We start from the raw sequence: 23,797 nt of genomic DNA, 5'->3' as shown, positions 1-23,797 counted from the left end.
GTCTGGTTGACTGATCGCCGTGGACCTGCCGATCAACCCACCGGTGGAGCCGATGCTCGCCCGCAGCGTCAGCTCGATCCCCACCGGCCCGGGCATGACCTACGAGCCCAAGTGGGACGGCTTCCGCTGCATCGTCTTCCGCGACGGTGACGAGGTGGAGCTGGCCAGTCGGGGCGGCAAGATGATGACCCGCTACTTCCCCGAGGTGGTCGAGCAGGCCCGCCGGCAACTGCCGCCGCGCTGCGCGGTCGACGGCGAGCTGATCGTGATCCGCCGCGACGGCCCGGACGGGCAGCCCCGGCTCGACTTCGAGCTGCTGGCCCAGCGCATCCACCCGGCGGCCTCCCGGGTGAAGCTGCTCGCCGAGACGACGCCCGCCGACTTCGTCGCCTTCGACCTGCTCGCGCTCGACGACGAGAGCCTGCTCGACGCCCCCTACCCGACCCGCCGGGCCCGGCTGGAGCAGGCGTTGGCCGGGGTACGGCCGCCGGTGCACGTCACCCAGATCACCACCGACGCCGACGTCGCGCGACGCTGGTTCGACGTCTTCGAGGGCGCCGGCCTGGACGGGCTGATCGCCAAACCCGCCGACCTGCCGTACGAGCCGGGCAAGCGGCTCATGTCGAAGGTCAAGCACGCCCGCACCGCCGACGCGGTGGTCGCCGGGTTCCGCTGGCACAAGTCCGGTCCGGTGGTGGGTTCGCTGCTGCTCGGCCTCTACGACGACTCCGGAGTGCTACACCACGTCGGGGTCAGCGCCTCGTTCACCATGGCCCGCCGCGCCGAGCTGCTGCAAGAGCTGGCTCCCTACCGCGACGCCGGGCCCGAGCACCCGTGGGTGCACGGCGACCACGAACGCGGGCAACGCATCCCGGGCGGAGTCAGCCGGTGGACCGGCACGAAGAACCTGGAGTGGGAGCCGCTGCGCCCGCAGCTGGTGGTCGAGGTGGCGTACGACGCGATGGAGGGTGACCGGTTCCGGCACACCGCGCGCTTCGTCCGCTGGCGACCCGACCGCGACCCGCTCTCCTGCCGATACGATCAACTCGACCGGCCGGTCCGGTTCGACGTGGACCAGGTGTTGCGGGGCGACCCGACGGTGTCGGCCGGGTCCGCATAGCTTGGCCGTAGACCCGATCACGGAGGCTCGTTCGTGACCCGTACGCCCGACCGGATCCGCCGCTTCCGGCTCACCGTGGCCGGTCTGACCGCTGCTGCTGTGGTCACCGCCGGCTGCACGCTGCCGGCGTTCGCGCCGCGTGCCGACACCGACGGCGAGGCCGCGGCGACGGGAACCGCCAACTGGCGCTCCTGCCCCGAGGTGGCCGACGAGGTGGTGGGGCGACGCGCCCCGGGCATCCGGTACGAATGCGCCCGCATCCAGGTGCCCCGGGACTGGGCTGGTGGCAGCGCCGCCACGACCGGTCCCGCTGCCGGCAAGACCTTCGAGATCTCGCTCATCCGGGCCCGCTCCGACAACCAACGCGACCGGATCGGCTCCCTGCTGATCAACCCGGGTGGTCCCGGCGGCTCGGGCGTCGACACCGCCGTCTACCTCTCCTTCGGCGAGCAGTACGGCGGCCTGCCCGACAGCATCATGGAACGCTTCGACATCGTCGGCTTCGACCCGCGTGGCGTGGCCCGGTCCAGCCCGATCGAGTGCATTTCGGACGCCGACCTCGACGCGATCTTCGGCTTCGACCCCCACCCGGCCAGTCAGGAGATGTTCGACGATCTCGTCGCGCTCAACAAGCGCATCGGTCAGCGCTGCTTCGACAAGTACGGCGACCAGCTCCCGCTGTACGGCACCGAGCAGGCCGCCCGCGACATGGACGCCATCCGGGCGGCCGTCGGTGACGAGAAGCTGACCTACCTCGGCTACTCCTACGGCACCCTGCTCGGCGCCACGTACGCCCAGCTGTTCCCGCAGCGGGTACGGGCGCTGGTGCTCGACGGTGCGGTCGACCCCCGGCAAGGGCTGATCGAAGGCTCGGAGAGCCAGGCGAAGGGCTTCGAACGCGCCTTCGACAACTTCAACCGGTGGTGCGAGCTCAACGCCGCCCGCTGCCCCATCGCCCCCTACGCCCGGTCAGCAGTCAACTCGGCAATGGAGAAGGCCCGGGTCTCCCCCGTCCGGACCGCCGACGGTCGGGAAGCCACCGCCGGCTGGATCTTCTACGCACTCGTCGCCTCGCTGTACTCGGAAACCGGCTGGCAGCAACTCGCCCAGGCCATCCACCGGCTGAACGAGGGCAACCCCACCGACGTCTTCCGGCTCGCCGACAACTACGCCGACCGCGACCCCGACGGTCGCTACAGCAACCTCTTCGACGCCAACCTCGCCGTCAACTGCGCCGACGAGGAGCAACGCCCCAGCCTGGAGCGGATCCGCGAACTCCAGTTCGTGTGGGGCACGCAGTACCCCATCTTCGGCCCGGCACTGGCATCCGGCCTGGTCTCCTGCACCGAATGGCCCGGCGGCAGCGACCCCTACCCCACCGGCCGCGCCGACGGCGCCCCACCGATCCTCGTCATCGGCACCACCGGCGATCCGGCCACGCCGTACGAGCAGACCCCGGCGCTGGCGGAGATGCTCGGTGTCGGACGGGTGCTCACCTGGGAGGGCGAGGGGCACACCGCGTACCCGCAGACCACCTGCATCACCGAGGCCGTCGACGCGTACCTCATCGACCTGACCGTCCCACCCGAGGGAAAACGCTGCCCGGCGCGCTAATGCCACGAATGAGAGCCCACGGCAAGCTACTCGTCCCACCCGCCCCTTGACGTCAGGTTGATGCCTTGCGCGTCCGTCATTTGCTCGGCGCGATGAATAATCTCATCGATCTCGCGTTCATAGAGCCCGAGATCCTCGACGGCTTGCACGAAACCAAGCACCTTTACCTGAATCGCGAGTTCCAGATCAGCTTCTTCGCATACGGCGCGACCCTGATCAAGAACACCTTCGGTTATCGAAATGGCAGTCAACCTGTCAAGAAGCGGATCTTGTGAAGCGGTGACTACTCTCTCAGCAAAACCGGCAACAATTTCGATGGTCCGACCACGATTGAAGCGTTTCTTGACTGCTATCTCGAACGCAGCGCTGACCACTGCAGCGATCGCCTCGTTCGACTGCTCACGCGGCAAGGCAGCCACCCGCTCACGGTCATATACGGCCATAGCTCTCAAAGTTTGACCAATCACCGATCTCGGTTGAATACCGGCATCATTTCTGCCGCCTTTGGTAGCAGCACTTACACCCGCCGCACGGCGAGATCGTCCAGTCTTCCGCCGCCAACGATCCAGCCGCTTCTCCGCAGCCCTGACCAACTCCGCCACATCCCGTTCCGACAGACGCGCCATCCGAACTGACTCTTCGAGAACAGGTAGAACCAACAGTCGATCACGACGTCGAAGATCACGTGGATGGGCTTTCCCCATAGCCAGATCAACGAGCGCCTTAGCGACATCGGGCGCGACCGGAGAATGCCTCTGCCTCGCGAGGGTGGTTGTAACGAAGGTTTGCGCAGCTTCGGCATCGAGGTCTTGGGCAAACATTCGCCGCATCACGACAATCCATGCTTGGTAGATCAGCTCGGGTGCCGACATGGGGTGAACCATCAGGAGCAATGTACGCTGTACATTCTGAGAGATCAGATACTGCCATACACGCTTCCCGGCACCTGTCGCCGGCACCAAGCTCACCTCTCCTGCCTGCCGTACCACCGCCTCGCCACCTCCACCATCATCTTCGCCGCACGTTTTGCTACCGCAAAGACTCCCAAGAATCCTATAAACCAGCCGGTCGCTGGATCGGGGTGTGCTGCCTTGATCGCCTTTTCAAGACCTCTCGCCGGCGCCTCGGTTTGGGTACGACGGTTCTTGATTTGCTCCGACCGCTCCGTGGTCCGGTTTATTTCAAGAAGGTTCTCCTTGCCAATCCTGTCGCACGTACACACCTGCCGCTCGCGCAAGTCCCGGTTAGGAATGCCCGTAGCTCCGCCGTGCACCGGGCAACTCGGGTTGACATTGTGTACGAGAACCGAGATGTCGCCGGCGATCACATAGTAGGTGTGGATGTCGTCAACGGTGAGGTTGTGAACCGTGGCGATCGCGCCATAGGCGACGACGGCGATGACGATGGCCCGGGCGCCGTCGGGAGTCAGCAGCTGATCGCCCAGGCTGAGGTGCTCGGCGCGCAGCCATTCCCGCTTGTTGTCGACCCAGAACGGGTGCCCGTCGGTGGCGGTGACCATGCCGTCGGCGGTGCCGTCGCCGTCGGAGTCGATGCTGATGTCGACGAGCGTCTTACCTCCGCCGCCCGTGATCAGAGCAGTGACCGGGCGGGCGCCCTCCTTGCCCGTCTCGGGATCGACGGCCCAGACCACGTCGTCGAGTTCAATGTGCTCGATGGCCTTGTAGCTGCCGTCCGCCATCAACACGGGAGTACCAGGAACGAAGCTGTTACATGGAGGCCCCTTGCTCTTGATGGCGTTCTTTACCGCGCCCGCACCGCGCGCAGCGGTCTTCGCTTGGCGGACGCCGGGGACCATGCCTGCCACGCCCATCGCGCAGTCCAGACCGATCTCACCCACGCACGTCTTGATGGTGTCGATCGCACCGGCCACCACAGCCACAGCCCCGGCGGCTACTGCCACCACCTGCGCCGGCGGCGGCAGCACGGCAGCCACCATCGCCACCGTGCCAGCAACCGCAGAAATCGTGCCGGCATTGTTGACCACCGTCTTGACCGCCGATGTGGCAGCGCCGGCCACCGCGTTGCCAGCCCGGCTGGCCGCGTTCTTGACCTTGCCCCAGAAGAGCCCGTCCGGGTCGGCGAACGTGATTGGGTTGTTGTTCGCATACGCGAACGGGTGCATGCGCTGCGGGTCGTACTCGTCCGTCTGTGGGTCAACGGAGATGAACGCACCCAGCGCCGCGTCGTAGAACCGGGCACCCAGCAGCGACAGGCCGGTCGGGTCCTCGATGCCGCCAACGAAGCCGCGCTGCCCGGAGGGCCAGGTGCCACCGTTGCCGCCGGAGCGCTTGTTGCCGTACGGATCGGAGTAGCGGACGGTGTCGACCCGGGTCACCGAGTTGACCGCCCAGTGGGCCGAGTCGTGCTGGTCCGACGCTAGCCAGATCAGGTCCTTCGCACCGCCGGCGGTGGACGCCGTGCGGGAGGCGATGACATCACCAGCGTGCTCGTAGTAGCGGGTCGCCGTCTTGTTCTGGCCGGAGACGGTCAACTCGTGCCCGGCAACGAAGACGGTGGCGTCGCCGTTGGGGTCGATCCGGGCGATCCGGTTGCCGTCCACGTCGAAGTGCATCCGGGTGGTGCCGTCGGGTCCGGTGATCTCGCTGAGCTTGCCCTGGGCGTTCCAGTCGAGGGTCTCGGTGACCCCGCCGACCCGCCGGTAGGTCAGGTTGCCGACGGCGTCCCAGTCGTAGTGGTCGACCCGTTCGCCGGTGGTGACCGTCCGCACCGCGTGCGGCTGGGCGCCGATCGTGGCGTACCCGTAGGTGGAGGTCAGGCCGGTGCGCTGGTCGGTCACCGACTCGCGGGAGCCGGCCTTGTCGTAGGCGTACGCCTTCCAGTACGGCGAGATGCCACCCACGGTGCTCGACTGCGGGTTGCTGGCGCACGTGCTCGTGCTCTGCGTCCACGCTTGGGTCAGGCGACGCAGCTGGTCGTACTGGAAGCACTGGACGTCGCTGTCACCGGGCCGGGCGTTGCCGTCGTTGTCCTGCGGCCGGTTGGCCATCGACAGCACGTTGCCCGCCGGATCGTACTGGTAGCTCAGGGCGGCGACGTTTGTGATGCTGGCGTCACGGTCGAAGTAGAACTCGGCGAGCCGCCGGGTCACATCGTCGTAGACGTAGGTGTGGTACGCCTGCGGCTTGTTGTTCACCCCGAGCTTGCGTTGCAGCAGCTCTCCGTAGGGCGAGTAGGTGGCGTCGTCGACGTAGACGTTGACCGTTCCGGAAGGCGAAGCCGTGCCGACGCCGTTCCAGGTGTCGAGGGTCTCCTCGCGGGTGACCAGCCCTTCGGTCGGGGTGGCACCGTGGGTGTTTGAGCCGTCGTGGTAGGTCCGGACGTCGGAGACGACGTCGTTCGGGCGGGAGATTATCGCATCGCATGCCTTGGCGACGGTCTCCACCCGGGACACGGCCGCCCGGATCCACGCGGTGTCGTTGCTGACGTACGTGGTGCGGGTGCAGGTCTCGTCGCCGGTCTGGGCGGTGTCGCCCAGGTCGGACACCGTCTCCGGCAGACCCTCCGAGGTGTACGTCGTCCGGGACTCGGTGCGCGCCCACTTGCTCGGCGCGAGAAGCTTCCGGCTCCGCTGCACGGAGGGACCACTCAGGTACGCGCGGGAGGTGCCTCCGTCGTGGGTCCGTGCGGCTGTCTGCCGGGTCCAGTACTGCGTGGTGGACGCCTCGATCAATGTCGAGTTGTCGAGAGTCGCCTCCTCCAGCGGCATACCGGCAAGCGCCGGGTGGTCGGCGAAGGTGTCTCCTTCGGAGTCGGAAACCTGCACGTCACGTCGCCCTCCGCCGGGCAACGGCTGGTCGTGCATGCCTCGGTGGAACCGCTTACGGGTGGTCCGTGGCACGCGGCAGACACGGTCGCTGTGCCGCCCACGACGTAATCCGTCTCGCGGACCAGCGGATTGGCTGCCGCCGCTGCGCTCTTCACCACGAGGAGGTGGGAGAAGCCACCGCGCTCGGCGCGCACCAGGAGGTCAACGTCCGGGTACACGTTCGGATAGGTGATGCTGTCTCCGGCGATCACACCCGGCGGGAGTGGGTCCGCCCAGCCGAGTGAGAAGCTGGCACCACCCCCGGTCATTGTGGCGAAGGCACCCTTCCCGCCCGGCGAGAAGACCACGTCGGCGCTCGAAGCCACCGGTCGCACCAGGCCGTCAGGACCTACCGTCAGGGTCGTGTCGATCTCCGCCCAGGTGCCGGCCTGCCTGGTCCATTGCGGTTCCGCCCACGACTCGAAGGTGAAGTCGCCGGAGGGCTGGGCAAAGACCTTCGTCGTCTCCGAGGCCGCTTCCAGCACTTCCACGGGAGCGTCGCACTTCTCGGCCAGAGCCTGAGCTGCGTGCTCCGAAGCCACTCCGGATCGCACATCGCCCGAGCACGGGTCGGCGAGGTTGGCGCTGGCGCGGGTAGCCGGCGGTAGCGTGGCGATGGAGCCAGCCAGCACCACAAGGGCCACAGTGGACCGAATCCAGGCAGGACGAACCGACAAGCCGCACCCCCGTGAAGCAAACGTGATCAAGCTTGCGGCACAACGTACAGATAGGTAAATCCAGCACCAGAGCGAATCTGGGCCGATACTCTCCGCGCACTCCTTACGGTGCAATCGTCGGTTCTAGCGCGGCCAGTAGCTGACAGTGACTGCCGCCGTCCGCTCCTGGCGGCCGGACTCGGGTTGCGCTGAGTTCGCTGCGGCGAGATGGCCGATGCTCGCCGCATTCGAATGGACGGGCACCACCGACAGCAGCCCGATCACCTGGGTCTCGCTATGGGCGGGCGTCCGTGAGGTAGTGGCGTACCACGCGGGTGACGGTGTCACGGTCGCCCTCGACGCGTACGGTGCCGGCGCGTTCGGCGTCGGTGAGCGGCAGGCCGCCGAAGAGCACCTCGCTCCAGGCCGTCGAGTCGGCGGTCACGATCGCCACCGGGTCGACGACGGCACCGGGCCGGACGTCCAGCAGCCCGTCGACGGCGGTCAACCGGTTCTCACGTACGGGTGGGTCGGGCTGGCGTGCGTCGTAGAGGCGCAGGGCGGTCGGCGGCAGGCCCTCGGGGACGGGGGGCGCCATGGTGCGCATGGCGAGGACCATGGCGTCGGGGGTCATGCCACCGCTGGTGCGGGGGTCCGGTCCGGAGGTGTACCAGCGGCCCAGGGACGCGAGGACCGACTCCAGGCCCCGACCCCACTCGGTGACGGCGTACGCACGGGTGCGGGCCAAGTCGGGCAGGGTCACCTGGTCGACGATGCCGGCCTGACGCAGGGATCTGAGCCTGTCACTGAGGACTGCCGGCGTGATACCACGGACGGACTCCTGAAGGTCGGCGAAACGCTTGGGGCCGAGGAGCAGTTCGCGGACGACGATGAGCGTCCACCTGTCGCCCACCAGGTCGAGGGCATTGGCGGCCCGGCAGGCGTCGCCGTGGTGCGCGTAGGTCAACTTGGCAGGCAATCCCGATTAACTTCTTTCACACGAGTGGACGCTATGTTTATAGTAGCGGTATGCAGAGTATGGATACACCACCAGCACCTCCGGTGGTCGACCGCGACACGTGGCTCCGAGAGCGAAACGCACTCCTCGTCCGGGAGAAGGAGCACACCCGGGCGGGTGATGCCATCGCCGCTGCCCGCCGTCGCCTCCCGATGACCGAGGTCAACCCGGTCAAACTGGTCGGCGAGCGGGGCCCGGTCTCGCTGCTCGACCTCTTCGACGGGCGTGACCAACTCGTGGTCTACAAGCACATGTGGCACCTCGGCAAGCCGTTCGAGGAGCAGTGCGAAGGCTGCACCATCAGCATCTGGAACTTCCACGAGGCTAGCTACCTGGAGGCACGGGGCACCAGGTTCGCGGTCTTCGCCGAGGGACCGTACGAGGAGATCGCACCGTTCCGCGAGTTCATGGGCTACCTTCACCCCTGGTACTCGACGTACGGCATCGACGAGCCCGCGGTCGCCGGCGGCGGCAACATCGCCTGCTACCTGCGCCGGGGTGACCGGGTGTTCCTCACCTACGAGACGACCGGTCGCGGCGTCGAGGCGATCATGGGCTCGCTCAAGCTGCTCGACATGACGGCCTACGGACGACAGGAAGCCTGGGAGGACTCCCCCGAAGGCTGGCCGCAGGCCGACCCTACGTACAGCTGGTGGCGCAAGGACGGCCGCCCGGTAGCCCAGTGGACCCGCCCCGGCGCGACACCGGTCCAGTCGGACCAGCACCACTGTCACTGAGAACCCCAGTCGAACGGTTGCCACCTGCCTCAGGCCAACTAAACGAAGTCCCTGGGCCACCTACGGCGCGCCCAGGGACTTCGACATGGTCCCTAGCTCACGGCTGTCTGATCCTGCGGAGCGAAGCAGGGGCGCAGGGGTGGTGGTCTGGCCGCCGGGCACCACGTTGCTGAAGAACGGCCCGGCGGGCGTACGCGTGCCTGACGTCGGAGAGACTCTGCCGCGCATCGGGGCACGCCGTTGTGGGACGCTCGCGGGATGGGCGACGTGATCTTCCGTGACGCGGTTCGGGCCGACCTGCCGGCCATCCTCGACCTGCTCGCCGACGACATGCTGGGGCGTACCCGTGACGTCGGCGAGGTCGACGCCAGGTACGAGAAGGCGTTCGCGGAGATCACCGCCGACCCGCGTAACCAGCTCATCGTCGCCGAGGCGGGGGGTGAGTTGCTCGGCTGCATGCAGCTCACCTACATTCCGGGGCTCGGCCGGCACGGCACCGAGCGGCAGTTGATCGAGTCGGTCCGGGTCCGCTCGGACCAGCGCGGACGGGGTCTGGGCCGGCAGATGATGACGTGGGCGATCGACCAGGCGCGGCAGCACGGCTGCGGTCTGGTGCAGCTCACCACCGACAAGGCCCGCCACGACGCGCACCGCTTCTATCTCGGGCTCGGCTTCGTCGCCAGCCACGAGGGCATGAAGCTCAGTCTCTGACACCGGCGGACGGACGCCCTGCCAGCCTGGGTCGCCCCACGTCGCAGTTGATGACGCAGGCCCAGAAGGTCGTCAGCGTCGCCAGACTCGACCCGTGGGTCAAGGACCGGGCGGACCCGGATCAGCCAGAAGTCACCCTCGGGCAGGACGATCGCCCAGCCGATCGGGATGTCGTTCTCCGCCACGAGCACCAGCAGTTCCGGCTTGCTGTCGACCTCGATCTCGGGCAGGTCCGCCACCTCGACGGACCCGATCCCCTGCTCCCCGCTCACTGGTAGCTCCGCTGGTTACACCGCCGCACCGTGTGGCTAAAGAGCTGCTGCCCGACCCTCGTCAACGGCCGCTGTCGTGGCTGGACCCCCGTCGGGGCGTTCGCACGCAGGTCGACCGGCGCGGTAGGTACCGGGCTAGTCGGCTCTACGGTGCCTCGTCGAGAACTGGGACGTCTGCTCCGCCAAGCCCGCGAACAGGCCGGCATCGGCTTGGAAGCCGCCGCCTCAGATCTTGAATGGTCACGGGCGAAGATGTACCGGATCGAGTCCGGCCAGACCCCGATCCGCGCACTGGACGTCGAACAGATGTGCCGGCTGTACGGTGCCTCGCCGGAGACGTCGGAGGTCCTGATCAGCCTCGCGAAGGAGTCCAAGGGCAAGGGCTGGTACCACGCCTACGGCGAGGTGATCCCTCGGTGGTTTCAGCTGTACGTCGGGCTCGAATCGGCCGCGAGCCACATCCGCACCTACGAGCACGGCCTGGTTCCTGGACTCCTACAGACTCCCGAGTACACGGCGGCAGTCGCGCGATCTCGGCCGGGCATCACGGACGAGGAGGTCGCGAAGATCGTTGAGCTGCGGTTGGAACGCCAACGCGTTCTCGCCAGGCAACGTCCGGCCGCGCCCACCCTTGATGCAATCCTGGACGAGGGCGTTCTGCACAGGAGCGTGCCCGGCATGGCTGAGCAGATTGACCGACTGCTTGCGGCCAGCGAGAGACCCAACGTGTCGATCAGGATCTCCCCGCTTGAAAGCAAGCTGACTCGTGCTGCCGTGGCCGGAAGCTTCGTCATCCTGGACTTTCCCACCCAGGGTGCTCGGTCAGCCGAGCCGACCACCGTGTACTGCGAGGGACTCACCGGCGCGCTATACCTTGACCGGCTGGAAGAGGTCCGCGCGTATGCCGAACTCTGGAAGCACATCAGTGCCGAGGCGTTGAGCGTCGAGGCGTCCCAGACGCTGATGCGGCAAGTCAAGGAGAGGCAGCATGACTGATCTGACCGGTGCGATCTGGCGGAAGGCCAGCCGCAGCAGCGACCAAGGCAACTGCGTGGAGGTGGCGGACAACCTTGCCCGGGTCGTGGGGGTGCGGGACAGCAAGGACGCCGACGGGCCGGTGCTGCGGTTCGACACCTCCCAGTGGCGCTGCTTCGTGAACGGTGTGAAGGGTGGCACCCCGAGCTGACGCTCGATCGGCGCGTTGCCCGCCGTAGCGCGGGGCTGGTTCGATCATCGGCATGGACATCCTTCTGGCCACACTCCTCGCCCTGGTCATCGGCCTGCTGCTCGCGCAGGCGCCGAGCCGCCGCGAGGTGGCCCGCACCGCGTACCGGCTGACCGAGCTGGAGCGGCGGCTGACCCTGGTGATGGATCACCTCGGCGTCGCCGACACCGACCCGCTACCCCCGGCCGTCCGGGAGGAGCTTGCCCGCGGTAACAAGATCAAGGCGATCGCGGAGTACCGGAAGATCACCGGCGCGGACCTGCTGACTGCCAAGACCGTGGTGGAGGCGGGCGAGACGCGCCGGTGATGGTCAGCGGGGGCGGTCGCGGTCCTTGGAGGGTTGGACCCGCTTCGGTTCGCCCGGCATCTTCGGATGGTCGGGTGGGTAGGGCAGGTCGCCCTCGCCGGCTGCGGCGTCCCGCTCGGCCCACTCCAGCAGCGGTGTGATGTCCCACGCGGCGTCGTCGATGCCGGCGTGCGGATCGCCGCGCTGGGCCAGCCGTTCCGGCACGGTACACAGGTCGAAGTCGTCCGGGTCGACGTCGGGAAGCTCGTCCCAGGTGACCGGGGTGGAGACGGTCGCCCGGGCGTTGGCGCGCAGCGAGTACGCGCAGGCGATGGTGCGGTCGCGGGCCATCTGGTTGTAGTCCACGAAGACCCGTTCGCCGCGTTCCTCCTTCCACCAGGCGGTGGTAACCAGGTCGGGTCGGCGGCGGGCCAGTTCACGGGCCAGCGCGATGGTGGCCCGGCGTACCTCGACGAACGTCCAGCGCGGTTGGATGCGCAGGTAGACGTGCACACCTCGACCGCCGGAGGTCTTCGGCCAGCCCGGCACGCCCAGCTCGTCGAGGATCGCGCGCAGCTCGGCGGCGGCCGTCGCGGCGTGGGCGAAGTCGGTGCCGGGCTGCGGGTCGAGGTCGACCCGCAGCTCGTCGGGCTGGTCGACGTCGGTGGCGCGCACGGGCCACGGGTGGAACACCACCGTGCCCATCTGTGCTGCCCAGGCCACGTGGGCCAGGTCCGCCGGGCAGAGCTCCGCGGCCTTGCGCCCGCTGGGGAAACTGATCTCGACGGTACGCACCCAGGGCGGCACGCCCCGGGTCGGCACCCGCTTCTGGAAGAACATCTCCCCCTCGATGCCGTCGGGGAAGCGTTGCAGGGTCGTCGGCCGGTCACCCAGCGCCCGCATGATGCCGTCGCCCACGCTGAGGTAGTAGTGGAAGACGTCGGCCTTGGTGAAGCCACGCTCCGGGAAGATCACCCGATCGGGGCTGGACAGTCGTACGGTGCGCCCGGCCACCTCGATCTGCTCGGCCGCAGCCTTCGTGCCACCCATTGCGCGACCATATGCGACGGGTACGACCTTCGGCGTACGGTTGAGCGGTGACTCTTCCCGACAGCGAACTGCCCCGCACCGAGGACGAGTGGCGGGTCCGGCTCAGCCCCGACGAGTTCCGGGTGCTGCGCGAGCACGGCACCGAACCCGCGTGGACCGGTGAGTACGTCGACACCAAGACGCCGGGTATGTACCGGTGTCGGGCCTGCGGTGTCGAGTTGTACCCGAGTGACACCAAGTTCGACTCGCACTGTGGCTGGCCCAGCTTCGACGACGCGATCCCCGGCGCGATCAAGGAGATCGAGGACAACTCGCTCGGCATGCGTCGCACCGAGATCCGTTGCGCTCGCTGCGACAGCCACCTCGGGCACGTCTTCCGTGGTGAGGGCTTCACCCCGAAGAACACCCGGCACTGCGTGAACTCGCTCTCCATCCGCCTGGACCCGAGCGGGGCCTGAACCGAGCGAGGCTTAACCTGAGCGAGGCCTGACCCGCCCGTTGCCGACCGCGCGTCACCCGACTACCGACACCGACCGCGCGTCCGCCCGACTATCGACGTCGGGCGGTCGCGGCGTCGGCTGGTCAACCGGCTGCGGGCCGCTCGCCCATCAGCGCGACCTGGGCGGTACGCGACTGCTCGACGCGCCGGGCCAGGTCGAGCACCCGTGCGTCGCTACCCGCCGCCAGGTGTGCGCGGGCCAGGTCGGCCGCTGCCTGCTGGTGGCTGCTGAGCACGTCGATCAACACTCGGTCGACCTCGGCGGTCGGGGCGTCGCGCAGTCGCGCCACCTGTTCAGGGTCGGTGCCGTGCCCGGCGTGGTCGTCGGCGCGGGCACTGCGCCCGGCCTGAGCCAGCCAGCCGCGTACGGTGGCCAGTTCGTCGGCCTCGGTCACCTCGACGGCGGCGACCAGGGTCCGCAGCTCGGGGTCGGTCAGCCGGTCCCGCACGAGCCGGACGATCTGGAGGGTCTGCTCGGTGTGCCCGGCCATCATCGACAGAAACAGCAGGTCGATGCCGGTCAGCTCGCCCGGCGTCGCGGCTCGGGTCACGGCCGCCGAGCCGGTCGCCTCGGTGGGTGCGGGCGCGCCGCACCCGGTGACGGCGAGCAGCACCGCGAGCAGGTGGGGTGGCAACACCCGCAGCGCGGCACGTCGAGCACGTCGCACGGCGGGCCCGGCGGGCGGTACGGCGGGCGGGAGATGCGACCGGAGTCGGCCGCATCTCCCGTCGGTCAGATCTGGCTCCACAGTGCCGGTACGTTCGGCGGTTCCCATCCGGCGAGGGCGGTGTGCGCCTGCCGGCAGACGTAGGTGCGACCGCCGTAGGTGACCTGGTCGCCGACGGCGTACGCGCGACCGGCTGTCCAGGTGCCGCCGGTGGGCGGGTTGGTCGTCGGCGCGACCGTCGGGGTCGGCGACGGCGGGTTGGTGGTCGGGCTCGGGCTCGGACTCGGCGTCGGGTTGCCGCCGCCACCACCGACCTGGAGGTCGACGCAGGAGTAGAAGGCGTTGGCGGTGTCGGCGATGTTCCACACCGCCAGCAGCTTCTGCCGACCTGGGTAGCCGGAGAGGTTGACGGTGTGCGAGACGGTCGGGCCGGGCTGGCGTCCGCCGCCGGAGAAGACCGCGACGCGGGTGTTGCCGATGAAGTACTCCCAGTCGCGGGTGGCGTGCATGGCCGTGTTGACCCAGGTGAACGTCACGGTGGTGCCGACCGAGGTGGCCGGCCAGCCCCGGTTGTCGTCGTTGAGGACGGCGAAGTGCGAGATGTTGGCGTGGCAGTTGCGCAAGCCCTTGGGGCCTTCGACGCTCTGCGGTTCCCACCTGATCTGCCCGCAGTCGGGCACCCGGTTCTGGGCGCAGAGCGCCTGGCGGCTCGGCGGTGCTGAGACGTAGCCGTGGGCCTGGGCGGGGGTGGCGACGGCCAGGGTGGAAACCATGGCGCCCGTCGCGACGAGCGGAAGGGTGAGTCTTCGGCGCATGGCGGCAACTCCTTGTCGGCGTGATGCCTGGTGAGGTGCCACCAACATAATTTAAACCTTGTTAACAGTAAAGACTACTATCAATAAAACAAGGACCGCCCGGCGCAGTGCCGCAAGATGGGACAAAAGGTCTACCGATGGAGGTACGGGGCGTGGCTACCTGCGAGGTCTGCGGCAACGACTACTGGCTGGCGTTCGAGGTACGGACGGTCAGCGGCGACGTGCACACCTTCGACAGCTTCGAGTGCGCGATCCACAAGCTGGCACCGATCTGCGAGCACTGCGGCATCAAGATCTCCGGCCACGGGGTCGAGGTCTCCGGTCGGTTCTTCTGCTGCGGCCACTGTGCCCGCTCGGTGGAAGCCGAACACGGTGCCGAGATCCGCGACGCCGTCGGCGCACGCCCCGCCTGACCGCCCCGCCACCACTACCACGCACCACCCGCACACCCGCGCAGCACCGGTAGGCAGCGGCAAGATCCCTGAGTCACCGCACTAGCCTGTCGGCATGCCCGCCACGCCCCTGCTCCGGATCGCCAGCTTCGACGAGTTGGACACCCGAACCTTCCACGACCTGGTACGCCTGCGGGTCGACGTCTTCGTGGTCGAGCAGGAGTGTGCGTACCCGGAGATCGACGGGCGCGACGTCGAACCCGGCACCCGGCATCTGTGGCTGGCGCAGCACGGCGCCCCGGTGGCGTACCTGCGAATTCTGGCCGACCCCGGCGGGGTCGCCAGGATCGGGCGGGTGGTGGTGGCACCGGACGCCCGGGGGGCCGGGCACGCGGGACGGCTGATGACGGCGGCCCTGGCGGAGATCGGCGACCGGCCGTGCGTACTGGACGCGCAGTCGCACCTGGTGGAGTTCTACGCCCGGCACGGCTTCACGGTCAGCGGGCCGGAGTACGTCGAGGACGGCATCCCGCACACCCCGATGCGCCGGATCTGCTGAGCGACCCGAAACCGGTGCTGGAAGCGTTTCGACAACCCCTCGCACCTGATGCCGGAAATCGCTTTCCTCATTGACGTACACCGATCAAACGTGCCATCCTTCCGGTCGAGTCAGCACGCGTGGGCACGCTGACAGCACGGGAGAGGGCAACTCCCGAGCGTCCGGGCGATGTCGAAATCCGACGACTCCCCCTGGGGGCTCCATGTCCAACTCACTCAGATCATCGCGGGCACTCTGGCTGCTGGCCGTCGCGGCCATCGCCACACTGCTCCTCACCACGGCTCTGGTGGCACCCGCCTCCGCGCACGGCTCGGTGGCCGACCCGGTCTCCCGCAACTACGGCTGCTGGCAACGCTGGGGAAACGACTTCCAGAACCCTCGGATGGCCACCGAGGACCCGATGTGCTGGCAGGCGTGGCAGACCGACACCAACGCCATGTGGAACTGGAACGGCCTCTACCGCGAGGGGGTGGCCGGCAACCACCAGGCCGCCATCCCCGACGGTCAGCTCTGCTCCGGCGGGCGCACCGAGAACGGGCGCTACCGGGCGATGGACACCCCGGGCGCGTGGCGGACCACCTCGGTCGCCAACAGCTTCCGGCTGAAGTTCTACGACCAGGCCAGTCACGGTGCCGACTACATCCGGGTGTACGCCACCCGGCAGGGCTACGACGCGCTGACCACGCCCCTGGCCTGGTCGCACCTGGAACTGGTCGGGCAGATCGGCAACACGCCGGCCTCCCAGTGGCAGCAGGAGCCCGGCGGAGTGTCCATCGAGATCCCGGTCAACGCTCCCGGGCGCACCGGACGGCACGTCATCTACACGATCTGGCAGGCCAGCCACTCCGACCAGTCGTACTACATCTGTAGCGACGTGCAGTTCGGCGGATCCAACCCGCCCCCCACCACCACGCCGCCGCCGAGCACGCCCTCGCCCACCACGCCGCCGCCCAGCACGCCGCCGCCCTCCGACCCGCCGGTGACGGGCGCCTGCTCGGCGACGTACCGGGTCACCAACAGCTGGTCCGGCGGATTCCAGGGTGAGGTCCAGGTGACGGCCGGCAGCGCCCCCATCCGAGGCTGGACGGTGCGGTGGACGTACGCCAACGGGCAGCAGATCAACCAGTCCTGGAACGCCACCGTCACCACCAGCGGCTCGACGGTGACCGCTCAGAACGTCGGGCACAACGGCAGTCTCGGTGCCGCCGCCAGCACCACCTTCGGTTTCCTGGCCTCGACCAGCGGCACCAACAGCACACCGACGCTGACCTGCACGGCGACCACCTGACCCCGGCCGGGGCCGCGCCACACTTCCTCGGGCGCGGCCCCGCCCGGCACGGTGAGCGGCAGCCGAAAGGCCGGGCATCGGCACCCGGCAGCCCGGCGGGGTGGCCAGCACCGGTCTGGCGGTGCCGAACCCCGCTGCGGAGAACGCTTCCCGCGTTGACGTACGCCGATACTTCGTGGCACGCTCCCCTCGGAGCCACACCACAAGGGCAACGCAGATCGGCCACGGGAGAGGCAACTCCCGAGCGTCCGGGCGCAGTCGCGAACTGACAATTCCCTTGGGGAGCTCCATGCCGAACGTACTCAGATCACCACGTGCTGCCTGGCCGCTGGCCATCGTGGCCGTCGCCCTCTTGCTGCTCACCACCGCGCTGGCCAACCCCGCCTCCGCGCACGGCTCCGTGGTCAACCCCGCGTCGCGCGCCTACGGCTGCTGGGAGCGCTGGGGTGGCGACCACATGAACCCGCGGATGGCCACCGAGGACCCGATGTGTTGGCAGGCCTGGCAGGCCGACCCGAGCGCCATGTGGAACTGGAACGGCCAACTCCGCGAGGGTGTGGGCGGCAACCACCAGGCCGCCGTGCCGGACGGCCAGCTCTGCTCGGGCGGGCGGGCCGAGGGCGGTCGCTACAACGCCCTCGACGCGGTAGGTGCCTGGCGGACCACCCCGGTCGCCAACAGCTTCCAGTTGAAGTTCTTCGACCAGGCCAGCCACGGTGCCGACTACATCCGGGTGTACGCCACCCGGCAGGGCGTGGACACGCTCACCAAGCCACTGGCCTGGTCCGACCTGGAACTTGTCGGCCAGATCGGCAACACCCCGGCGTCGCAGTGGCAACGTGAGGTCGACGGGGTGTCGATCCAGATTCCGGTGAACGCGCCCGGCCGCACCGGTCGGCACGTCATCTTCACGGTCTGGCAGGCCAGCCACTTCGACCAGTCGTACTACATCTGCAGCGACGTGCAGTTCGGCGGATCCAACCCGCCGCCCACCACGCCGCCGCCCACGACGCCGCCGCCGAGCACTCCCCCGCCGAGCACTCCCCCGCCGAGCACGCCGCCGCCCTCCAACCCGCCGGTGACGGGTGCCTGCTCGGCGACGTACCAGGTCACCAACAGCTGGTCCGGCGGATTCCAGGGTGAGGTCCAGGTGACCGCCGGCAACGCGGCCATCAGCGGTTGGCGGGTGACCTTGACGTACGCCGACGGCCAACAGGTCAGCCAAGCCTGGAACGCCACAGTCAGCTCCAGCGGCTCCACGGTGACCGCGACCAACGTCAGCTACAACGGCAACCTCGGTGCCGGCGGCAGCACCAGCTTCGGCTTTCTCGCCTCCGGCAACAGCACCAGCACGCCGACGGTGACCTGCACCGCGACCACCTGACCCCGGGCGGGGCCGCGCCACACTCCCTCAGGCGCGGCCCCGCCCGGTCCAGCCACAGGCGCCCCGCGTGTTAGGAAGGGCCCCCTTTACCACGCCAGGCGTTAACAAGGTGCCCTTCCTTGCACACAGCTCAGGGGAGGGCGGAGACGATGTCGGCGATCGCGCGCCGACGGCCGGTGTAGAAGGGGACCTCTTCGCGTACGTGCAGCCGGGCCCGGGAGGCACGCAGGTCACGCATCAGGTCGACGATGCGGTGCAGCTCGTCGGCCTCGAAGGCGAGCATCCACTCGTAGTCGCCGAGTGCGAAGGAGGCGACCGTGTTGGCCCGCACGTCCGGGTAGCCGCGCGCCATCTGGCCGTGCTCGGCCAGCAGTTCCCGCCGCTCGGCGTCGGGCAGCAGGTACCAGTCGTAGGAGCGGACGAACGGGTAGACGCAGAGGTAGGCGCGGGCCTCCTCACCGGCCAGGAACGCCGGGATGTGGCTCTTGTTGAACTCGGCCGGTCGGTGCAGTGCCATCTGCGACCAGACCGGGGACATCGCCCGACCCAGGGCGGTTCGCCGCAACCGCAGGTACGCGTCCTGAAGGGCGTCGCTGGACGAGGAGTGCCACCAGATCATCAGGTCCGCGTCAGCGCGTAGTCCGGACACGTCGTAGGTGCCGCGCACCACCACGTCCTTGCCGGCCAGTTCCTCGATCAGCGACTCCACCTCGCCGCTGACGTTGTCGCGCAGCGACGGCAGCGGCGCGCTGGCCCGGAACACCGACCACATGGTGTAGCGGATGGTGGAGTTCAGCTCGCGCAGCCGGGCCGCGTTGCTCTGGTCGGTCATGTCGCGGATCCTTCCAATGCGGTGATGATCTCCTCGGCCGCCGTCTCGCCGGAGCGGACGCAGATCGGGATGCCGATCCCGTCGTAGCCGGCACCGGCCAGCCGCAGCGTCGGATGTGCCGCCCGCAGCGCCGACCGGGCGGCGGCGACCCGGTCGAGGTGACCGGGGGCGTACTGCGGCAACGCCCCGCCCCAGCGCTGCACGTGCCCGGCGACCGGTGTCGGCAGCGGTGTGCCCAGCACCGCCGACAGTTCCCGGTGCACGATGGCGGCGAGATCCTCGTCGGAGCGCTGGAGTTGCTCCTCGTCGCCGTAGCGACCCACCGAGGCGCGCACCAGCGCCAGCCCGTCCGGCCGGCGCAGGTGCCCCCACTTGGTGGTGAAGAAGGTGGACGCCTTGACCAGCAGGCCCTCGGTGGAGGGCACCAGGAGGCCGGAGAGTTCCGGCAGGGCCGGTTCGGGCAGTGCGAGGGTGACCAGGGCGACGCTGGCGTAGTCCAGCTCGCCGATCAGCGTCGCCGCGTCGGCGGCCACGTCGGCGAGCAGACGCGCGGCCGGTCGGGCCGGTACCGCCAACACCACCGCGTCCACGTCGACGTGCTCGGGGTCGCGGGTCGGGCCGACGGTCAGCCGCCAGCCGGGGCCGGTCGGGGTGAGTTCGCGTACCGCCGCGTGGCGGCGGATCGTCGCGCCGCTGGCGGCGACCGCCGCGTCGACCAGGGTGCTCAGTCCGCCGTCGAGGGTGCCGAAGACCGGCTCGCCGGGGGCGCGCGGCGTGGCGGCCAGCGCCCGGCGCACGGCGGCGAGCAGCGTGTGCTCCACCCGGGCGGCGCGGGCCAGCGCGGGCATGGTGGCCACCAGCGACAGGTCGTCGGCGCGGCCCGCGTACACCCCGCCGAGCATCGGGTCGACCAGCCGTTCGACCACGTCGTCGCCGAACCTCGCGCGGACCAGTGCGCCCACCGAGACGTCCTGGTCGGGACCGAGCAGGGGCCCGCCGCCGTCGCGGTCGGCGTCCGGGGTCGGCCGGGCCACCGCCGCCACCTTCTCCAGATCACCGGGTACGCCGACCAGCGTGCCGCCGGGGATCGGGCGCAGCCCACCGGCCAGGGCCAGCGCCGCCTGCCCGACGCTCGGGTGCACGATCCGCCCCGCCAGGCCGAGCCGACGGACCAGGGCCAGCGCGGCGGACTCCCCACCGGCCGGGTCACGCATCAGGAACGCCTCGGCCCCGAACTCGACCGGTCCCCCGGCCAGCTCGCCGGTACGCAGCTTGCCGCCGAGCGTCCCGGACTGCTCGTAGACGGTGATGTCGAGGTCGGGGCCGTGGTCGCGTAGTCGGACCGCAGCGGCCAGCCCGGCGATGCCGCCGCCGACCACCGCCACCCGCCGCCGCGTCGCCATCGTGGTCAGTCCCGCCCGACCGGCCCGGCGGACAGCTCGTGCACCAGGGCGACGACCCGGGTCAGCACCTCCGGGTCGGTCTCCGGCAGCACACCGTGGCCGAGGTTGAACACGTGCCCCGGCGCGGCGCGGCCCTGCTCCAGGATCCGGCGCACCTCGGCCTCCACCACGTGCCAGGGGGCCAGCAGCAGAGCCGGGTCGAGGTTGCCCTGCACGGCCCGGTCCGGCCCGATCCGGCGGGTCGCGACGTCCAGCGGCGTACGCCAGTCGACGCCGACCACGTCGGCGCCGGCCTCGCCCATCGCGCCGAGCAGTTCGGCGGTGCCCACCCCGAAGTGGATGCGCGGCACACCGGCGTCGGCGAGCCCGGCGAGCACCGCTGTCGAGTGGGGCAGCACGAACCGGCGGTAGTCGGCCTCGGACAGCGCACCGGCCCACGAGTCGAACAACTGCACCGCCGAGACACCGGCCTCGATCTGCACCCGCAGGAACGCCAGGGTCATCTCGGCCAGTCGGCCGGCGAGCGCGTGCCACAGCTCGGGCTCGCCGTACATCAACGCCTTCGTCTTGGCGTGGGTGCGCGACGGGCCGCCCTCCACCAGGTAGCTGGCAAGCGTGAACGGGGCCCCGGCGAAACCGATCAGCGGGGTGTCGCCCAGCTCCTTGACCAGCATCCGGACCGCCTCGTCGACATAGTCGACGTCGTCGCGGCCGATCGGCCGGATCCGGTCGATGTCGGCGGCGGTACGCACCGGCTCGGCCACCACCGGGCCGGTGCCGGGCACGATGTCCAGGTCGATCCCGGCGGCGGCCACCGGCACCACGATGTCGCTGAAGAGGATCGCGGCGTCCACCCCGTGCCGGCGTACCGGCTGAAGGGTGATCTCGGTGACCAGGTCGGGTCGGCGGCACGACTCCAGCATCGCCACGTTGGCCCGGATCTCCCGGTACTCCGGCAGCGACCGGCCCGCCTGGCGCATGAACCAGACCGGCGTGTGCGGTACGGGCCGACGGCGACACGCCCGCACGAAGGGCGAATCGGCGGGCCCGCCAGGGCGGGGTTCGTCGTCTCGGGCGGCGGTGCCCGTGGTGTCGGTGGTCATCGCGGCAATCGTGCCACGCGCCCGACCTCTGGAAAGGAAGGGCCCCTTGTTAACGCCTCCGGTAGAGCAGGGGCCCCTTATTAACACCATGGCAAGATAACGCCGAGGCCCGGTCGAACCCGTACGGTCGGGTGGACGACCCGTGGCGATCATCGGCGAGTCGATCGTCGGCGCGCCTCGCGGTCGCGACCCGGGCGGCGGCATAGGCTGCGGACATGGCCCCCCCGATCGCGCTGCCTGACACGTTCGCTCGCGCGGTCGCGGGTCTCCGGTCGGCGACGCCTCGGCCGGAGATCGTTCTGGAGGAGGTTGGGGCCCCGCAGCGGCTCGCCCCCTACGCGTTCGCGCTCTCGGCGACGGTGCTGCGCGACGGCGACGAGGTGGCCACCGGGCGGCTGATCCTGCTGCACGATCCGGCCGGACACGAGGCGTGGCAGGGCACCCTGCGGCTGGTCACCTACGTGACCGCCGAGTTGGAGGTCGACCTCGCCGCCGACCCACTGCTGCCCGGGGTGGGGTGGACCTGGCTCACCGACGCCCTCGACGCCCAGGACGCGGGATACCGGGCCATCGGCGGGACGATCACACAGACGATGTCGACCCGATTCGGTGAGCTGGCCGGGCCACCCGCGGCCGGCGACGTGGAGATCCGCGCCTCGTGGACGCCGACCTGTGTCGACCTGGCCCCACATCTGAACGCCTGGTGCACCCTGCTCGCCTCCACCGCCGGCCTGCCGCCGCCGGGGGTCACCGCGCTGCCGGAGCGCCGCTCCGCCGCCACCGGCTGAGCCCGTCCGACGTATGCCGACACGCGGCGGGGCGGGTGCGCGGCACTCGATCCACTCGCGCACTAGGGTTGTCAGGTGACCGACGAACCACCCCTGCGCCGTCGGGCCGCCGCAAGCCGTACGGGAAACGACACGCAGCACCCGCCATCGGCGCGGTCGGAGCCCTCGGACGCGGGGACCGAGCCTGTTGGCAGCCAGTCCGTGCCGCTGACCGAGCCCCGTGAGGGCACCCCCGAGCCAGTCGCCGACCCGGAGCAGTTCGCCGAGGTCGTGGCACGGTTCGCGGGCGGAACCGGCCCGGTGGCCCTGGACGCCGAACGTGCCTCCGGCTACCGCTACAGCCAGCGGGCCTACCTCGTACAGTTGCGCCGTGCCGGTGCCGGCACAGCGTTGATCGATCCCCTGCCGCTGCCCGACCTGAGCGCCCTGGACGCGGTGATCGCCGACGCGGAGTGGGTGCTGCACGCGGCGAACCAGGATCTGCCCTGCCTCGCGGAGTTGGGGCTGCGTCCACGCCGGTTGTTCGACACCGAGCTGGCGGCGCGGCTGGCCGGTTTCGAGCGGGTGGGGCTCGCGGCGCTCACCGAGCAGCTGCTCGGGTTCAGCCTGGAGAAGCACCACTCTGCGGCGGACTGGTCGAGCCGGCCGCTGCCCGAGTCCTGGCTGACCTATGCCGCGCTGGACGTCGAGTTGCTGACGGACCTGCGCGACGCCCTCGACGCCGAGCTGGCCCGGCAGGGCAAGTCCGAGTGGGCGGCGCAGGAGTTCGCCGCGCTCGTGCTGAACGGGGCCCGACCGCCCCGGGTACGCGCCGAACCGTGGCGGCGGACGTCCGGAATCCACCGCGTCCGTGGCGCGCGGGCACAGGCCCGGGTCCGTGCCCTGTGGTACGCGCGGGACCAGATCGCCGCCCGACGGGACACCGCGCCGGGGCGGGTGCTGCCCGACTCGGCCATCGTCGCGGCGGCCGAACTGGACCCGAAGGACGAGAAGACACTGCTCACGTTGCCCGGCTTCGGCGGTCGTTCGGTGCGGCGGCTGGCCCGTACCTGGCTGGCGGCGCTCGACGAAGCCCGGCAGTTGCCGGACGACGCGCTGCCGGCGGCCCCGACCGTGGACGGCCCGCCTCCGCCGCACCGCTGGGCGGAGCGGGATCCGGCCGCCGCCGCCCGCCTGGCCCGCTGCCGCGAGGTGGTGTTGCGGGTGGCCGGCGAGCACAACCTGCCGCCGGAGAATCTGATCTCCCCCGACATCATCCGCCGGATCGCCTGGCAGCCCCCCGAGGAGATCACCGAAGCCACCGTCGCCGATGCCCTGCGCGACCACCACGCCCGCGAATGGCAGATCGCCCTCCTCCTCCCCCACCTCCCCACCGCACTCTCCCCCACCTCCTGACCCGGCTTGACCCGTTGATCAAGAAGTTTTGGGGGGCGCGGGGGGGGGGGGGGGGCCCCCAACGCGGGGGGTGTGACGGCGGGGGGGGGGGGGGGGGGGGGGGGGGGGGGTGGGGGGGGGGGGGGGGGGTGGGGG

The 23,797-nt window shown here is 69.9% G+C and carries 25 protein-coding genes; 14 read left to right on the top strand and 11 right to left on the bottom strand.

Annotated elements, in window-relative coordinates:
• Window positions 1-19 precede the first annotated feature (19 nt).
• Together ACLQ2S_RS05305 and ACLQ2S_RS05300 are read left to right on the top strand one after the other, a co-directional pair.
• Complete coding sequence (locus ACLQ2S_RS05305; RefSeq protein ID WP_425701219.1) at window positions 20-1,120, top strand: ATP-dependent DNA ligase; 1,101 nt, start codon at window positions 20-22, stop codon at window positions 1,118-1,120.
• A gap of 33 nt (window positions 1,121-1,153) precedes the next feature.
• A complete protein-coding gene (locus tag ACLQ2S_RS05300; protein WP_425701218.1) occupies window positions 1,154-2,734 on the top strand; it encodes an alpha/beta hydrolase in 1,581 nt (526 codons plus the stop codon).
• 26 nt (window positions 2,735-2,760) lie between these two features.
• Here ACLQ2S_RS05300 and ACLQ2S_RS05295 read toward each other — a convergent pair whose 3' ends face one another.
• The 4 genes from ACLQ2S_RS05295 to ACLQ2S_RS05280 form a co-directional block, all read right to left on the bottom strand.
• Window positions 2,761-3,618, bottom strand: coding sequence for a hypothetical protein (locus ACLQ2S_RS05295; protein WP_425701217.1), 858 nt, complete (start codon window positions 3,616-3,618; stop codon window positions 2,761-2,763).
• Between the two features lie 80 nt (window positions 3,619-3,698).
• Complete coding sequence (locus tag ACLQ2S_RS05290) at window positions 3,699-6,539, bottom strand: polymorphic toxin-type HINT domain-containing protein (RefSeq protein ID WP_425701216.1); 2,841 nt, start codon at window positions 6,537-6,539, stop codon at window positions 3,699-3,701.
• Window positions 6,443-7,216, bottom strand: a complete 774-nt coding sequence (locus ACLQ2S_RS05285; protein ID WP_425701215.1) for a hypothetical protein — start codon at window positions 7,214-7,216, stop codon at window positions 6,443-6,445. The genes ACLQ2S_RS05290 and ACLQ2S_RS05285 overlap by 97 nt, the downstream gene beginning before the upstream one ends.
• A 316-nt stretch (window positions 7,217-7,532) precedes the next feature.
• Window positions 7,533-8,216: a winged helix-turn-helix transcriptional regulator gene (locus ACLQ2S_RS05280; RefSeq protein ID WP_425701214.1), complete on the bottom strand. Its 684-nt coding sequence runs from the start codon at window positions 8,214-8,216 to the stop codon at window positions 7,533-7,535.
• Between the two features lie 50 nt (window positions 8,217-8,266).
• On the opposite strand from ACLQ2S_RS05280, the gene ACLQ2S_RS05275 reads away from it, so the two are divergent.
• Both ACLQ2S_RS05275 and ACLQ2S_RS05270 read left to right on the top strand, forming a co-directional pair.
• Window positions 8,267-8,992 carry a DUF899 family protein gene (locus ACLQ2S_RS05275; protein ID WP_425701213.1) on the top strand — a complete coding sequence of 242 codons (726 nt, stop codon included), beginning with the start codon at window positions 8,267-8,269 and terminating at the stop codon, window positions 8,990-8,992.
• 258 nt (window positions 8,993-9,250) lie between these two features.
• Window positions 9,251-9,703, top strand: coding sequence for a GNAT family N-acetyltransferase (locus ACLQ2S_RS05270; RefSeq protein ID WP_425701212.1), 453 nt, complete (start codon window positions 9,251-9,253; stop codon window positions 9,701-9,703).
• On the opposite strand, the gene ACLQ2S_RS05265 is transcribed toward ACLQ2S_RS05270, so the two are convergent.
• Window positions 9,649-9,975: a hypothetical protein gene (locus ACLQ2S_RS05265; protein WP_425701211.1), complete on the bottom strand. Its 327-nt coding sequence runs from the start codon at window positions 9,973-9,975 to the stop codon at window positions 9,649-9,651. The two genes, ACLQ2S_RS05270 and ACLQ2S_RS05265, sit on opposite strands and share 55 nt — an antisense overlap.
• A gap of 150 nt (window positions 9,976-10,125) precedes the next feature.
• Here ACLQ2S_RS05265 and ACLQ2S_RS05260 point away from each other — a divergent pair, with 150 nt between their 5' ends.
• From ACLQ2S_RS05260 to ACLQ2S_RS05250, 3 genes are read left to right on the top strand one after another with little or no spacing between them, the layout of a single operon-like run.
• On the top strand, window positions 10,126-10,971 hold the full coding sequence (locus ACLQ2S_RS05260; RefSeq protein WP_309222798.1) for a helix-turn-helix domain-containing protein: 846 nt from the start codon (window positions 10,126-10,128) through the stop codon (window positions 10,969-10,971).
• On the top strand, window positions 10,964-11,161 hold the full coding sequence (locus ACLQ2S_RS05255; protein ID WP_155215525.1) for a DUF397 domain-containing protein: 198 nt from the start codon (window positions 10,964-10,966) through the stop codon (window positions 11,159-11,161). The genes ACLQ2S_RS05260 and ACLQ2S_RS05255 overlap by 8 nt, the downstream gene beginning before the upstream one ends.
• A 52-nt stretch (window positions 11,162-11,213) precedes the next feature.
• On the top strand, window positions 11,214-11,507 hold the full coding sequence (locus ACLQ2S_RS05250; protein WP_155215526.1) for a hypothetical protein: 294 nt from the start codon (window positions 11,214-11,216) through the stop codon (window positions 11,505-11,507).
• 3 nt (window positions 11,508-11,510) lie between these two features.
• Here the strand turns inward: ACLQ2S_RS05250 and ligD are convergent, their stop codons facing one another.
• Window positions 11,511-12,536 (bottom strand): non-homologous end-joining DNA ligase, encoded by a 1,026-nt coding sequence (ligD, locus tag ACLQ2S_RS05245; protein ID WP_155215527.1) that lies wholly within the window; start codon window positions 12,534-12,536, stop codon window positions 11,511-11,513.
• Between the two features lie 47 nt (window positions 12,537-12,583).
• Here ligD and msrB point away from each other — a divergent pair, with 47 nt between their 5' ends.
• Window positions 12,584-12,994: a peptide-methionine (R)-S-oxide reductase MsrB gene (gene msrB / locus ACLQ2S_RS05240; RefSeq protein ID WP_309222799.1), complete on the top strand. Its 411-nt coding sequence runs from the start codon at window positions 12,584-12,586 to the stop codon at window positions 12,992-12,994.
• A gap of 124 nt (window positions 12,995-13,118) precedes the next feature.
• On the opposite strand, the gene ACLQ2S_RS05235 is transcribed toward msrB, so the two are convergent.
• Both ACLQ2S_RS05235 and ACLQ2S_RS05230 read right to left on the bottom strand, forming a co-directional pair.
• The gene (locus ACLQ2S_RS05235) at window positions 13,119-13,703 is read right to left on the bottom strand and encodes a DUF305 domain-containing protein (protein ID WP_425701210.1); all 585 of its coding nucleotides are present in this window, start codon (window positions 13,701-13,703) and stop codon (window positions 13,119-13,121) included.
• Between the two features lie 65 nt (window positions 13,704-13,768).
• The gene (locus ACLQ2S_RS05230) at window positions 13,769-14,518 is read right to left on the bottom strand and encodes a lytic polysaccharide monooxygenase (protein ID WP_155215528.1); all 750 of its coding nucleotides are present in this window, start codon (window positions 14,516-14,518) and stop codon (window positions 13,769-13,771) included.
• 152 nt (window positions 14,519-14,670) lie between these two features.
• On the opposite strand from ACLQ2S_RS05230, the gene ACLQ2S_RS05225 reads away from it, so the two are divergent.
• From ACLQ2S_RS05225 to ACLQ2S_RS05210, 4 genes are all read left to right on the top strand, one after another.
• Entirely contained in the window at window positions 14,671-14,931 is a 261-nt protein-coding gene (locus ACLQ2S_RS05225; protein WP_309222917.1) for a Prokaryotic metallothionein, read from the top strand.
• 94 nt (window positions 14,932-15,025) lie between these two features.
• A complete protein-coding gene (locus ACLQ2S_RS05220; RefSeq protein WP_425701209.1) occupies window positions 15,026-15,469 on the top strand; it encodes a GNAT family N-acetyltransferase in 444 nt (147 codons plus the stop codon).
• Window positions 15,470-15,671: 202 nt separating this feature from the next.
• Window positions 15,672-16,757 carry a lytic polysaccharide monooxygenase auxiliary activity family 9 protein gene (locus ACLQ2S_RS05215; protein ID WP_425701208.1) on the top strand — a complete coding sequence of 362 codons (1,086 nt, stop codon included), beginning with the start codon at window positions 15,672-15,674 and terminating at the stop codon, window positions 16,755-16,757.
• A gap of 289 nt (window positions 16,758-17,046) precedes the next feature.
• Complete coding sequence (locus tag ACLQ2S_RS05210) at window positions 17,047-18,141, top strand: lytic polysaccharide monooxygenase auxiliary activity family 9 protein (protein WP_155215532.1); 1,095 nt, start codon at window positions 17,047-17,049, stop codon at window positions 18,139-18,141.
• A 130-nt stretch (window positions 18,142-18,271) separates the two neighbouring features.
• On the opposite strand, the gene hemQ is transcribed toward ACLQ2S_RS05210, so the two are convergent.
• From hemQ to hemE, 3 genes are read right to left on the bottom strand one after another with little or no spacing between them, the layout of a single operon-like run.
• Window positions 18,272-18,973, bottom strand: coding sequence for a hydrogen peroxide-dependent heme synthase (hemQ, locus tag ACLQ2S_RS05205; protein ID WP_425701207.1), 702 nt, complete (start codon window positions 18,971-18,973; stop codon window positions 18,272-18,274).
• Complete coding sequence (gene hemG, locus ACLQ2S_RS05200; protein WP_155215534.1) at window positions 18,970-20,376, bottom strand: protoporphyrinogen oxidase; 1,407 nt, start codon at window positions 20,374-20,376, stop codon at window positions 18,970-18,972. Before hemG ends, hemQ begins: the two co-directional genes overlap by 4 nt.
• Before the next feature lie 5 nt (window positions 20,377-20,381).
• Window positions 20,382-21,479: a uroporphyrinogen decarboxylase gene (hemE, locus tag ACLQ2S_RS05195; RefSeq protein WP_425701206.1), complete on the bottom strand. Its 1,098-nt coding sequence runs from the start codon at window positions 21,477-21,479 to the stop codon at window positions 20,382-20,384.
• 215 nt (window positions 21,480-21,694) lie between these two features.
• Between hemE and ACLQ2S_RS05190 the strand changes: the two genes are divergently transcribed.
• Together ACLQ2S_RS05190 and ACLQ2S_RS05185 are read left to right on the top strand one after the other, a co-directional pair.
• The gene (locus ACLQ2S_RS05190; protein ID WP_155215536.1) at window positions 21,695-22,267 is read left to right on the top strand and encodes a DUF3000 domain-containing protein; all 573 of its coding nucleotides are present in this window, start codon (window positions 21,695-21,697) and stop codon (window positions 22,265-22,267) included.
• Between the two features lie 75 nt (window positions 22,268-22,342).
• On the top strand, window positions 22,343-23,662 hold the full coding sequence (locus ACLQ2S_RS05185) for a ribonuclease D (protein ID WP_425701205.1): 1,320 nt from the start codon (window positions 22,343-22,345) through the stop codon (window positions 23,660-23,662).
• Window positions 23,663-23,797 lie beyond the last annotated feature (135 nt).

The sequence above is a fragment of the Micromonospora sp. DT48 genome, assembly GCF_049844495.1.
Taxonomy (GTDB): domain Bacteria; phylum Actinomycetota; class Actinomycetes; order Mycobacteriales; family Micromonosporaceae; genus Micromonospora.
Note: the sequence above shows the minus strand (reverse complement) of the source record. Positions and strands in the feature narration are given on the sequence as shown.